General features: G+C 58.6%; 10 protein-coding genes. 6 read left to right on the top strand and 4 right to left on the bottom strand.

All coding sequences use genetic code 11. The features are described from left to right. Positions 1 to 14: 14 nt before the first annotated feature. Together I9185_RS05195 and I9185_RS05190 are read right to left on the bottom strand one after the other, a co-directional pair. Positions 15 to 857 (bottom strand): ferritin-like domain-containing protein, encoded by an 843-nt coding sequence (locus I9185_RS05195; RefSeq protein WP_171631731.1) that lies wholly within the window; start codon positions 855 to 857, stop codon positions 15 to 17. 60 nt (positions 858 to 917) lie between these two features. Further along, the gene (locus tag I9185_RS05190) at positions 918 to 1379 is read right to left on the bottom strand and encodes a peroxiredoxin (protein WP_210092493.1); all 462 of its coding nucleotides are present in this window, start codon (positions 1377 to 1379) and stop codon (positions 918 to 920) included. A gap of 80 nt (positions 1380 to 1459) precedes the next feature. Here I9185_RS05190 and I9185_RS05185 point away from each other — a divergent pair, with 80 nt between their 5' ends. The 4 genes from I9185_RS05185 (at position 1460) to I9185_RS05170 (ending at position 7991) form a co-directional block, all read left to right on the top strand. Then, positions 1460 to 4834, top strand: coding sequence for a DUF3971 domain-containing protein (locus tag I9185_RS05185; protein WP_245223412.1), 3375 nt, complete (start codon positions 1460 to 1462; stop codon positions 4832 to 4834). Between the two features lie 42 nt (positions 4835 to 4876). Continuing rightward, positions 4877 to 5923, top strand: a complete 1047-nt coding sequence (gene queA / locus I9185_RS05180; protein ID WP_171723077.1) for a tRNA preQ1(34) S-adenosylmethionine ribosyltransferase-isomerase QueA — start codon at positions 4877 to 4879, stop codon at positions 5921 to 5923. A gap of 111 nt (positions 5924 to 6034) precedes the next feature. Then, the gene (locus I9185_RS05175) at positions 6035 to 7306 is read left to right on the top strand and encodes an MFS transporter (protein ID WP_171631739.1); all 1272 of its coding nucleotides are present in this window, start codon (positions 6035 to 6037) and stop codon (positions 7304 to 7306) included. A 109-nt stretch (positions 7307 to 7415) separates the two neighbouring features. Beyond that, positions 7416 to 7991 carry a DUF924 family protein gene (locus tag I9185_RS05170; protein ID WP_171631742.1) on the top strand — a complete coding sequence of 192 codons (576 nt, stop codon included), beginning with the start codon at positions 7416 to 7418 and terminating at the stop codon, positions 7989 to 7991. A 46-nt stretch (positions 7992 to 8037) separates the two neighbouring features. Here I9185_RS05170 and I9185_RS05165 read toward each other — a convergent pair whose 3' ends face one another. Then, positions 8038 to 8472, bottom strand: coding sequence for a hypothetical protein (locus I9185_RS05165; protein ID WP_210092492.1), 435 nt, complete (start codon positions 8470 to 8472; stop codon positions 8038 to 8040). A 213-nt stretch (positions 8473 to 8685) separates the two neighbouring features. Here I9185_RS05165 and lpdA point away from each other — a divergent pair, with 213 nt between their 5' ends. Beyond that, positions 8686 to 10080 carry a dihydrolipoyl dehydrogenase gene (lpdA, locus tag I9185_RS05160; RefSeq protein ID WP_171723078.1) on the top strand — a complete coding sequence of 465 codons (1395 nt, stop codon included), beginning with the start codon at positions 8686 to 8688 and terminating at the stop codon, positions 10078 to 10080. A 153-nt stretch (positions 10081 to 10233) separates the two neighbouring features. On the opposite strand, the gene I9185_RS05155 is transcribed toward lpdA, so the two are convergent. After that, positions 10234 to 11619: a dipeptidase gene (locus I9185_RS05155; protein ID WP_210092491.1), complete on the bottom strand. Its 1386-nt coding sequence runs from the start codon at positions 11617 to 11619 to the stop codon at positions 10234 to 10236. A 325-nt stretch (positions 11620 to 11944) separates the two neighbouring features. On the opposite strand from I9185_RS05155, the gene hemA reads away from it, so the two are divergent. Further along, entirely contained in the window at positions 11945 to 13168 is a 1224-nt protein-coding gene (gene hemA / locus I9185_RS05150; protein WP_210092490.1) for a 5-aminolevulinate synthase, read from the top strand. Positions 13169 to 13211 lie beyond the last annotated feature (43 nt).

Here is a 13211-nt window from a genome sequence, read left to right as displayed (position 1 = left end):
ACAATCTTGAGGCGTCAGTTTGGGATTCCGCCGGGCGTGGGCAGGTCTTCGGTCAGCGGCCAGTAGAAATCGGGCGGCAACCCGGCCTCGGCCCGTTTTTCCTCGTTGAAGGGTGGTTTGAGGACGCCGTGGAAATACCGGCGTACCAATGCGTGAAACACATCCTTGGGGTCCGTGTTTTCACGGCCGCACAGGAAGTGAAACCACTTGGACCCATAAGCGACATGGCCGACTTCTTCGGCATAGATCACCTCAAGCGCCGCGATGGCCTGTTCAGACTTGGCCTTGCGAAAAATCTCGATCATGCCGGGGGTCACATCCAGACCACGCGCTTCGAGCACCATCGGCACGACCGCAAGCCGTCCCATCAGGTCGTCTGCGGTGTCTTCGGCCGCGCGCCACATGCCCGCATGGGCGGGCAAGGCGCCATAGTGGCTGCCCATCTGTTCCAGGCAATCGCAGACCATCTCGAAATGGCGCGATTCCTCTTCGGCGCATTTTACCCAATCGTCATAAAACCCGATCGGCATCGGCACATGGCCAAAGCGGGCAATGATATCCCAATGCAGATCGACGGCGTTCAGTTCGATATGCGCCACGGCGTGCAAAAGGGCGATGCGGCCCGCCTCGGTTCCCGGTTTGCGCTTTGGCACCTCGCGCGGAGACAGGAGTTCGGGCCGTTCCGGGCGCGCGGGTCGCAATGGGGGAGATGCCGTACCGATCTCGATCGGGGGGGCGTCGCCCTTGCGCGAGGCAAACCACGCTACGGCGTGCTGTTTGGACAGGGCGGTCTTTTCCCGACCTTCCGCCGTTGCAAGAACTTCGGTCGCCATCTGAGTCAGCGATTTGGACACCATTATTCTCCGCCTGGTTGGTCCTGTGGCTCTTAAACCGGATGGCGACCGTGGTCGAGGACGTTACAGCGCGCGCGCGGCTTCCAGCACCTCGTCCACGTGGCCGGGAACTTTGACCTTGCGCCAAACGCGGGCAATTTTGCCTTCGGGGTCGATGACAAAAGTCGAACGCTCGATCCCCATCGATTTGCGCCCGTACATGTTTTTTTCGACCCACACGCCGTAGTCTTCACAGACGGTCGAGCTCTCATCCGACAACAGCGGTGTGGTCAGCCCATGCTTGGCGACGAATTTGTCATGTTTGGCGACGCTGTCGCGCGAGATGCCGAAAACTTGTGCGCCCGCATCGGCAAAGGCCTGAAGTTGTTCCGAGAAACCGATGGATTCCTTGGTGCAGCCCGGCGTATCATCGCGGGGGTAGAAAAACAGAACCACGGTGCTACCGCGCAACGCCGAAAGCGTCACCTCGCCGCCGCCGTCGCGCGGCAAAGTGAAGTCAGGGGCGATGTCTGAAACGTCGGGCATTGGAAACTCCGCTAAAGGTTTTTAAAGGCTGCCTGATATCATAGGGCAACGCGTGCGGGTTGGAAGGCGTGGATAGCAATTTGAAGCAGCACGAAGACGGTGACGGAGCACGGCCCGTTAAGCCCGTGCGCCGTCGGTCTCGCCGTCGGGCCGCTGGTCTGTGGGCCATGCGCGGCACTTTCGTGCTGGTGCTACTGGCGCTGTTCACCGGTTTCATGGTTATCGGGCAAAGAATGCACGCACCCGTCTGGCTGCGGGACAGGGTCGAGGCGCGGCTTGAGCAGGCTTTGGGCGGGCTGCAAATCCGGTTTGGCGATGTCAGTTTCATCATTCACGAGGGGTGGCGACCCCGTCTGCGTCTGACCGATGTGGCCATCAACGACGCTGAGGGTCGGCAAATAGCGCAAGTGTCCGACATGCGCGCCAGTCTGGCCATGCGCCCCTTGTTGCGGGGGCACGTTCGCCCCAAAAGAATAATTCTGAGCGGTGCGCAGATTGCCGTGACCCGCGACAAGGACGGGGCGCTGAGTCTTACGGTCGGGTCCGGCAGCGCACCGGTGCAGGAGGCCCCGAACCTGGCGCAGCTTATCGAAGCTTCGGATCAGGTCTTCCTGTCTCCGGCCCTGTCTGCACTGACTTCAGTTGAACTTGACGCAATCACACTGGACTATCGCGATCTTCGGCAAGGGCGGTCCTGGATTCTGGACGGTGGGCATATTCAAGCCAACCGAAGCGGCAACGAAGTGCGCTTGGCAACCGGGTTTTCGGTTCTGGCGGGGCGTGACTATGTCAGTGCCATCGAGGCCAATTACACAAGCGTTCTGGGCACACCTGCCGCACAATTCGGAATCTCGGTCACCGATCTTCCGGCCGAGGACATCGCGGGCCAAACACCTGCCCTTGCCTGGTTGCAGGTTCTGCGGGCCCCGATCTCGGGTGCCTTGCGCGGTGGTGTCGATGAAAACGGCGCGATAGGAACCTTGTACGCCACGCTGAATCTGGGGGCGGGGGCGGTGCAGCCAAACCCGGAAACACGCCCGGTTCCTTTCGAAGCAGCGCGCACCTATTTCACCTATGATCCCGAAGGCCAGATCCTGAATTTCAACGAAGTTTCGGTGGTCTCGGCCTGGGGTGAAGTACAGGCTGACGGAAAGGCGTTTCTGGAAGGTGTGGAAGATGGCGTGCTGGACAGCCTGTCTGCACAGTTGCGGCTGTCCGGTATCAACGTAAACCCGGCAAACCTGTTCCCGCAGCCTATTCAGCTTTCGCGGGCCAGCCTGGATTTCAAGATGGCCCTCAATCCGTTCCAGCTGAATCTGGGTCAGATGACCATAGAAGATCCGGGTCACACGGTGCGTGCATTTGGTGTCCTGACCGGGCGGCCGGATGGCTGGGCCGTCAAGCTGGATGCCCATTTGGATCAGATGACCTCAGACAAGGTGCTCAGTTACTGGCCCGAACGTCTGGCCCCGAAACCGCGAGAGTGGGTGACCGAAAACCTGTACGAAGGGGTTCTGTCGGATATGGATTTTGCCCTGCGCCTGCTGCCCGGATCCAAACCCGATCTCTATCTGGATTTCGGGTTTGAAAAGGCGAAGGTCCGATTTGTCAAAACCCTGCCGCCGATCGAAAACGCTCAGGGTCAGGCCAGCTTGCTCAATCAACGCTTTACCGTCACTGCGCAGCAGGGCGTTGTGATTGCGGATGACGGCGGTGCTGTTGATGCGTCGGGGACGTCCTTCATCATACCCGATACGGATATCAAGAAATCCGCGCCGGCGATTGCGCGCATTCAGGCCAAAGGCAGCGTGACGGCCGCGTTGTCTTTGTTGGACCGGCCTCCGCTGGAATTGCTCAGCAAGGCGGGGTTACCTGTTGATGTGGCAAAAGGAACGGTGTCGCTTGCGGGAACCCTTTCCCTGCCCTTGAAAAAGGGTCTCAAGTTTGACGAGACCGAGTTCCATTTCGACGGAAGGTTGGCCAACCTGTTCAGTGACCGCTTGGTGCCCGGATTTGACGTGAGTGCTGATCTTCTGGCCCTTTCTGGTGATCAGTCCGGCGTTCAGATTCAGGGGCAGGGGCAGTTCGGGGACGTACCGCTGACGGCGCTCTGGCGGCAGCCGATAGACGGCAAGTCTGAACAGCGAAGCACCCTGACCGGTCAGATCGAGCTGTCGCCGCGATTGATGGATGAGATCGGCGCCGGTCTGCCTCCGGGGATGCTGACCGGCAAAGGGATTGCAGATATCACGTTGGGGCTCGGCGCCGGGGTTGCCCCGAAATTGTCCGTCACGTCCGATTTGCAGGGTGTCGCGCTGGCCATACCCGAACTTGGTTGGAGAAAGGGGGCCAATTCGACCGGCTCTCTGACGGCCGAAGCGACTTTGGGGTCGCAGTTGAAGGTGGATAGCCTGCGCATAAATGCAGCGGGTTTGCGTACAACAGCCTCCATCACGTTTCGTGAAAACGGCGAATATGACCGGGTTCGCTTCACCTCTTTTGACCTGGGCGATTGGCTGGCGGTCCCGGCAGAGCTGATCGGGCGCGGAAACGCCATGCCGGATATCCGTGTGCTTGGCGGCGTCCTTGATATGGGCCGCGCGAATTTCGGCGAAAGCGGCGGATCGGGCGGCGGGGGCGGTGCCGGGCCGAAACTGGACGTGACGCTGGATCGCCTTCAGGTTACGGAAACCGTCGCGCTGACCGGGTTCCAGGGTGCCTTTCAGACGACCGGCGGAATACAAGGGAACTTCACCGCGCAGGTCAATGGTGGCGCGCCGGTCCGAGGGCAGGTCAGCCCCAGAGGGAACCGAAGTGCCGTTGACCTGACGTCGCAAGATGCGGGGTCCGTGCTGCGATCGGCCGGAGTACTGACACAGGCGCGGGGCGGAGAAATGACCCTCAAGCTCGAACCTGTGGCCGCAGCCGGCAGCTATGACGTGATACTGAGAATCACCAACACACGGATCACCGACGCCCCGGCCATGGCGGCCTTGCTGAATGCCATCAGTCTTGTGGGCTTGTTGGATGAAATGGCGGGGCAGGGTATCTTTTTTGCGGCAATCGACAGCCGGATGCGTGTCACCCCCACAGACATCAAAGTGCTCAGCGGCAGTGCCGTCGGCCCGTCGATGGGCCTGTCTTTTGATGGCACCATCGACACGGTGAACGGATTGCTGAACCTGCGCGGTGCGATCTCGCCCATATACCTGCTCAACGCAGTTGGCAGCGTGTTTACGCGCAAGGGTGAAGGCGTTTTTGGCTTCAACTACACTCTGACCGGCCCGCTTGCCTCGCCCAAAGTGTCGGTAAATCCGTTGTCCGGTCTCGCACCTCTGTTCCTGCGCGACCTGATGCGCGCCCCGGCACCCAAAGTTCAGGATGGTCCGAACGCAGTGCCGCAGAAGCCGGATGAACCCAAACGCACATTCGGCTCATCCCCAAGTGACCGCTGACAGGATATGGCCGAATCTGATGCAGGGTTGTAAGGCGCGGGCATGAAACTCAGCGATTTTGATTTCCATCTGCCCGAAGACCTGATCGCCACGCGGCCGGCCAGCCCGCGTTCCTCTGCACGTCTGCTTGTGGCGCAGGGGGATGCAATCACGGACAACCATGTTTTCGACCTGCCCGATTTCCTGCGGCCCGGCGACCGGCTGGTGTTGAATGACACACGGGTTATTCCGGCGCGACTGAACGGCCGGCGTCACCGAGACAGCGCGCAGGGGCCGGTTTCCGCAGGGATCGAGGCCACTTTGCTGGATCCACAGGCCGATGGCACGTGGTCTGCGTTGATCAAGCCGCTCAAGAAGGTGAAGCTTGGGGAAGAGATTGTCTTCTCGGACGATCTCAGCGCCACGCTGGACAGGGTTGCGGATGGCCAGGCGCATCTGCGCTTCAATCTCAGCGGCGAGGATTTCGACGCGGCGCTGGATCAGGCCGGAGCAATGCCTTTGCCGCCCTACATCGCAGCCAAACGTCCGGCTGATGAACGGGACAAGACGGACTATCAGACCATCTGGGCAAATCATTCAGGCGCCGTGGCCGCCCCGACTGCATCGTTGCATTTCGATGAGGCGCTGATGCGGGCGCTGGCAAAACGGGGGGTAAGCTTCACGCATGTGACGCTTCATGTGGGGGCAGGGACTTTTCTTCCGGTCAAGGTTGAGGATGTCACAACACACAAGATGCACGCTGAATGGGGGCAGGTAAGCCCCGGCGCTGCCGCCGAGATACAGGCAACCAAGGTCGCCGGCGGGCGGGTGATCCCGGTAGGGACAACGGCTTTGCGCCTGATCGAAAGTGCGGCAAGGTCAGGAAAGATTGAACCCTGGGAAGGCGAAACGGATATCTTCATCTATCCCGGTTTTGAATTCCATGTCACTGACGCATTGATGACCAATTTTCATCTGCCGAAATCCACGTTGCTCATGCTGGTTTCGGCACTGATGGGACAGGATCGGATGCGCGATGTCTACGCGCATGCCATCGCCCGGAAATACCGGTTCTTTTCCTATGGCGACGCGTCGCTTTTGTTCCCTTGAGAGGCGCGGAAACAGTATCACGGATCGGGAATGTCGTAGACAAGCGCGACGCAGGCGGTCTTTGATCGCAGAACGACATTAAAAACAGGTTGGCATTAGTCGGAGGCCCCAATGATTCAGGTCCTTTCCAGCGCATGGGCGCTGCTGCTCGGCATGGGGTTGCTGATGGTCGGAAACGGCCTTCAGGGCACGATTCTGGGTGTGCGGGGTGAGATCGAAGGCTTTTCGACCTTCGAGATGTCTTTTGTCATGTCGGCTTATTTCCTGGGCTTTCTGGGCGGCTCACGCCTTGCGCCCGAGATGATCCGGCGTGTTGGCCACGTGCGGGTCTTTGCGGCCCTTGCGTCGTTCATTTCAGCCGTGATGATTATGTATCCCATGCTGACAAACCCGATCGCATGGATTCTGGGCCGGGTGGTGATCGGGTTCTGTTTTTCGGGCGTCTATGTCACCGCCGAAAGCTGGCTCAACAATGCGGCCAGCAACGAAAATCGCGGGCAGGCGCTGTCGCTCTATATGATCGTCCAGATGACGGGGATCATCAGTGCGCAGGCGCTTGTTCTTGTTGGTGACCCGGCCGGTTACGAGACCTTTGTGATCGCCTCGATCCTGGTTTCAGTGTCCTTCGCACCGATTTTGCTGTCAATCTCGCCCACACCGGCCTTTGATACCACCAAACCGATGACCCTGAAGAAACTACTGGAAACCTCGCCTCTGGGCTGCGTGGGCATGTTTCTTCTGGGGGGCGTGTTTTCGGCGCAGTTCGGCATGGCGGCGGTGTATGGCGCCCGGGCAGGGTTGTCGCTAGTTGAAATTTCGACCTTCGTTGCAGCGTTTTATGTTGGTGCGGTGGTCTTGCAATACCCTTTGGGCTGGTTTTCTGATCGTATGGATCGCCGCTTTCTGATCTTGCTTGTGGCGCTCGCCGGTGCCGGTGGCGCAACGATCGCTATGATGATGGGCGGATCGTTTCCAATTCTGCTTGCTTCGGCTTTCCTGATCGGCGGTATGTCCAACCCGCTTTACTCCTTGCTGATTGCGCATGCGAATGACTTTCTGGATCACGAGGATATGGCGGCCGCATCCGGTGGGCTGGTATTCATCAACGGTCTGGGCGCGATTGCCGGGCCGGTGATCACCGGATGGCTGATGGGGGATGCCGTATTCGGGCCACCGGGCTTTTTTCTCTTTATTGCGGCACTGTTACTCGCAATGGCACTTTACGCCCTGTATCGGACGACGCAGCGGGCATCGATACCCGTGGACGAAACCGGCACAATGTCGACGCTGTATCCAACAGCTTCGCCAGTTGCGTTTGAAGTGGCACAGGAAGTCGCCATCGAAGCCGCCGAGGCCGAACAGGCTGAGCAGGAAGATGCCTAGGACACAGGATTATGTCGCAAGTGTTGCAATATGTTACTGTAACAGTTCTGCAAAACGGCCTTAAATGACGTTACGTCCAGACTACGGGCACAAGACGGAGTTTAAGGCAATGGTAACGCCTGAAGAAGTATTGAGTTTTTGGTTAGATGAGGTGGGTCCAAAGGGCTGGTACAGTGAGGATGAAGCGCTGGATTCAGAAATCCGCGCACGTTTTCAATCAACCTGGGAGGCAGCGGCCGAGGGCAAGTTTTCGCTCTGGCTGACCTATCCCAGCGGGTCACTGGCTTACATAATTTTGACGGACCAATTTCCACGCAACATGTTCCGCGGGCAAGCGCGTGCTTTCGCGACGGACCGAGCGGCCCTGGCGGCTGCCAAATGCGCGGTGGACAGAGGTTGGGACAAGAAGATCGATGAACCGGCCCGGCAGTTCTTTTACCTGCCGATGATGCATTCGGAAAATCTGTGTGATCAGGAACGCTGCGTGCGTCTGATCTGTCAGAACCTAAGCGGCGATACAAGCAATCTGCTGCACGCCCGTGCGCATCGTGAAGTGATCCGCAAGTTCGGTCGTTTCCCTTACCGGAACAAAGCACTGTCGCGCAGCTCAACCCCCCATGAAGTGGCTTACGTCGACATGGGCGGCTATGGCAGCACCGTACGACAACTGCAAGCGATGGCCTGAGATCGCAGATACATGTTGTGCGCCTCGGTTGTTCGCGCGGGGCGCTTCAGGATCCCGGCTCACATCCTTTGAACGCCAGGACGCGTTCGGATGCGATGTCTGCTCCGGTCTGTATGGCTTGGGCGATCAGAACCTCTGGTGTCTCTGCAAGTTCTGTGAATCGCTCCTGCGCAGATTGCAGCTTTTGTTCAACCGCGTTCAGGCGGCGCAATGTTGCCTGGATATTTTGAGCGGTTTGACTGTCCGTAACCTGGTTTTCCCTCATCAGCGTCGCCAAATCGTCACGCAACGCGGAAAGTTCGCCCTGAATGCCCTTCGCCTCATCCCGAAAAGGGGCAAGAACCTGTACGGCCGCTGAGAATTCTGCCGAGACGCTTTCGACTTTCGATGCCAGCTTCCAGCCTAAAAACAAGCAAAGCGCCACAAGTATCAAAGTTGCGTTAAGCAGAGCAAGCGCCAGATCTTTCAGTGTTTTGGCCATGGTAAACCCCTTGAATTCAATGTCTTCACGAATGTCCGAGCGGCGTCGGCAGTTCCGTTCTAGCCATAGCGCGGGCCGGGGTATAGGCTGAAATCCGCACATTCAGGCATGGTTTACCTTGCGTCTCATTTGTCGCGGGAAGGCGTGTTGATGCGTTTCTGGAAATAGTTTAATGGTAAACTAAATTTTCACCACCTGCGCCGAGAGGAACACATGGCTGCACAATCCTATGATCTGATCGTAATCGGGGCTGGCCCCGGTGGCTATGTCGCCGCCATCCGTGCGGCCCAGCTTGGTCTGAAAACCGTCGTTGTCGAGCGCGAGCACCTTGGTGGCATCTGCCTGAACTGGGGGTGCATTCCCACCAAGGCATTGCTGCGGTCCTCCGAAGTGTTCCATCTGATGGAACGCGCCAAGGATTTCGGATTGAAGGCCGACAAGATCGGTTACGATCTGGACGCGGTCGTCAAGAGGTCCCGTGGTGTTGCCGGGCAGCTTTCGGGCGGCATCGGCCATCTGCTGAAAAAGAACAAAGTCGCCGTGGTGATGGGTGAGGCAACAATCCCCGCAAAAGGCAAAGTCAGCGTCAAGACCGACAAGGGCACCGAAGAACTGACGGCCAAGAACATCATTCTTGCAACCGGCGCACGGGCCCGCGAACTGCCCGGTCTCGAGGCTGACGGCGATCTGGTCTGGACTTACAAGCACGCGCTGCAACCGCCCCGGATGCCAAAGAAACTGCTGGTCATCGGCTCGGGCGCGATCGGCATCGAATTTGCGAGTTTCTACAACACGCTGGGGGCCGACACGACGGTGGTCGAGGTGATGGACCGCGTGTTGCCCGTGGAGGATGCGGAAATCAGTGCCTTGGCCAAGAAAGCCTTCATCAAGCAAGGCATGACCATCATGGAAAAAGCCATGGTCAAGCAGTTGGATCGCGGCAAGGGCAAGGTCACCGCTCATATCGAGGTCAAGGGCAAGGTTGAAAAGCACGAGTTCGACACCGTTATCTCGGCTGTCGGGATTGTTGGGAATGTCGAAAACCTCGGGCTCGAGGCACTGGGCGTCAAGATCGACCGCACGCATGTGGTGACGGATGAATATTGCCGCACCGGCGTCGATGGCCTTTATGCGATCGGTGACATCGCGGGCGCGCCTTGGCTTGCACATAAAGCCAGCCACGAAGGTGTCATGGTTGCCGATCTGATCGCGGGCCAGCATGCGCATCCGGTCAAGCCCGAAAGCATCGCCGGATGTACCTATTGTCAGCCGCAGGTGGCCTCGGTGGGATATACCGAAGCCAAGGCCAAAGAGCTGGGTTACGACATCAAAGTCGGTCGCTTCCCCTTCATCGGCAACGGCAAGGCCATTGCTCTGGGCGAACCGGAAGGTCTGATCAAAACCGTGTTCGACGCCAAGACAGGCGAATTGCTGGGGGCCCATATGATTGGCGCGGAAGTCACGGAACTGATTCAGGGCTATGTGGTTGGGCGGCAGCTGGAGACGACCGAAGAAGACCTGATGAACACGGTCTTCCCGCACCCGACTCTGTCAGAAATGATGCATGAAAGCGTGTTGGATGCGTATGGTCGCGTGATCCATATGTAACGTCATATGCGTGTTGCGGTCGGGCAGGGGGCTCTGCCCCCGCCTTGCTGCGCGCGGCTCCCCCGGGATATTTTGGGCCAGATGAACAAGGGATCCTTTATTCATCTGGCGGCAAATATCCCGGAGCGCGAGGCAGAGCCTCGCTGAAATCCGTTACTGGTTCAAAGCATCCAGAATGCGGGCCCACGAACGGATGCCCTTGTGAAAGCTCTTGACGTCGTATTTCTCATTCGGCGAATGGATGGCGTCGTCCTCGTTGGCATAGCCGACCAGCATCGAATCCAGCCCCAGAACGGTATTGAAGTACCCGACGACGGGGATCGAGCCGCCCATGCCGGTAAACACCGCTTCGCGGTCCCACTCGTCCGACAGTGCTTTGCGCGCGGCTTCGAATTCCGGGCGATCGATATTCATGACTGAAGCGGGCGAACCTTCCAGATCGTTGTCCCAGACAACTTTTGCATCCGGGGACAGGCGATCCTCGACATGTTTGCGGATCTTGCTGCGCAGCGCGTCGGGGTCCATATCGCCCACCAGTCGGCACGTGATTTTACAATGCGCTTCCGAAGGGATAACGGTTTTCGAGCCTGCGCCATTGTATCCGCCCCAGAGCCCGTTCACCTCAAGTGTCGGGCGCGCCCATTGCTGTTCGAGCGTCGAATAGGCTTTTTCGCCGTGCGGCTGGGTATAGCCGACCGAATTCAGATAATCCGCTTCATCGAAGCCGCAATTCTGCCACTGGCGCAGCTGGTCGTGGGGCACTTCATGAACGCCTTCATAGAAACCATCGACCGCGACACGTCCGGTTTCGTCATCATAGAATGAGGCAACGATTTTCGACAGCTCGCGCAGCGGGTTCAGCCCCGGGCCACCGTAATGGCCGGAGTGCAGATCGATGCGGGGCCCGATGATGGTGAACTCGTCCTTCAGCATGCCGCGCAGCTGCGCGGCAATCGACGGAACACCTCGCGATACCATGGATGTATCGCAAACCAGCGCCAGATCCGCTTTGAGTTCGGCCGCGTTTTCTTCGAGGAAGGGGACCAGAGAGGGTGAGCCGGATTCCTCTTCGCCTTCAAAGAAGAAGGTGATGCGGCAGGGCAGGGATCCGTGCACCGCTTTCCAGGCGCGGCAGGCTTCGACGAATGTCATCAACTGACCTTTGTCGTCCGATGCGCCGCGCCCGCGGATAACGGGGCCGTGCTCGGTATCTTCGATGGCGGGGTCGAACGGGTCGCGCGTCCAAAGGTTCAACGGATCGACAGGTTGCACATCATAATGGCCATAAAACAGGATATGGGGTGCATCCGAGTCTTCGCCCACATGGCCTACGACCATCGGGTGCCCCGGAGTTTCCCGTTTTTCTGCTGCAATTCCGATACTGTTGAGGTCGGCAACCAGCCAGTCGGCTGCACGGCTGACGTCGGCCTTGTACGCGGGATCGGTTGAGATCGAAGGGATGCGCAGCAGCTCCATCAGGCGGTCGATCGAGGTTTGCAGATCTTCGTCAATCCGGTTCAGCACGGTGTCTAGCGACATGGGGATCTCCTGCTTGTCAGTGTTCCGGCGAACCCTAGCAGCGTTGACAGCGCCGTCCAGAGCGGTTGATCTGAATTGTTCATGCAATCACAAGCCCGCGAATGACGTTGCGCGGGCTGCGTCGTTTCCACGCGTCCGATAGCCGGAACTCTACTTGCCGTGAGCATTGCAAACTTATATTTGATGCAAATCAAAGTTGGGTTCACCTGTTCGGCTGTAACCAGCTGAATAAAGTAACACAAAGCTGCTGATACAGGTTAAGCTGTGGGATGTGGCAGACTAATTGCCCAAGGGAAACCGGAAACGGGCATTCAAGGAGGGTCCGTTGGACTATACTGCTCAGCTCGATTCAGCGATTGCCAGGCTGCATGACGAAGGACGTTACCGGACCTTTATCGATATCGAACGTCGCAACGGACATTTTCCGCACGCGGTGCGCACGCGCCTGGACGGCTCGCAGCAGAACATCACCGTATGGTGCGGCAATGACTATCTGGGCATGGGCCAGCACCCTGTTGTTCTGAACGCAATGCAAGAGGCGGTCGAAGCCGCAGGTGCCGGGTCGGGCGGTACGCGCAACATCTCGGGGACAACGGTCTATCACAAACGGCTCGAGGCCGAGCTGGCAGATCTGCATGGCAAGGAAGCCGCGCTTTTGTTCACCAGCGCGTATATCGCCAACGACGCCACGCTCAGCACGCTGCCCAAGCTGTTTCCGGGGCTGATCATCTATTCTGACGCGCTGAACCATGCTTCGATGATAGAAGGGGTGCGCCGAAACGGCGGGGCCAAGCGCATCTTCCGTCATAACGACGTGGCGCATCTGCGCGAATTGCTTGAGGCGGACGATCCCGCCGCACCCAAGCTGATCGCCTTTGAATCTGTCTATTCGATGGACGGTGATTTTGGTCCGATCGAAGAAATCTGCGATCTGGCAGATGAGTTCGGCGCGCTGACCTATATCGACGAAGTGCACGCGGTGGGCATGTATGGCCCGCGCGGTGGCGGCGTGACCGAGAGGGATCGCCTTGCACATCGGATCGACATCATCAATGGCACCCTGGCCAAGGCCTATGGCGTCATGGGGGGCTATATCGCCGCCAGTGCAAAGATGTGCGATGCCGTGCGGTCTTATGCGCCGGGCTTTATCTTTACGACATCGTTGCCGCCGGCGGTTGCCGCAGGGGCTGCTGCATCCGTTGCGCACCTGAAAACCGCGTCTGAGCTGCGCGAGCAGCACCAGACTCAGGCGAAGATCCTCAAGCTGCGGCTGAAGGGAATGGGCCTTCCGCTGATCGACCACGGCAGCCATATCGTGCCTGTGATCGTCGGCAATCCGGTGCACACCAAAAAGCTCAGCGATATGCTGCTGGACGATTATGGCATTTACGTGCAACCGATCAATTTCCCGACCGTCCCGCGCGGAACCGAGCGTCTGCGTTTTACCCCGTCTCCGGTGCATGGACCCGACGAAATGAACCGTCTGGTGCAGGCGATGGACGAACTTTGGTCACATTGTGCGCTAAATCGCGCCGAACTTGCCGGATAACCTAACGCCAAAGTGTGCAACGAGTTTGCCGCGTGTTAAGCTT

Source organism: Ruegeria sp. HKCCSP346 (assembly GCF_017872595.1).
Taxonomy (GTDB): Bacteria; Pseudomonadota; Alphaproteobacteria; order Rhodobacterales; family Rhodobacteraceae; genus Ruegeria.
Note: the sequence above shows the minus strand (reverse complement) of the source record. Positions and strands in the feature narration are given on the sequence as shown.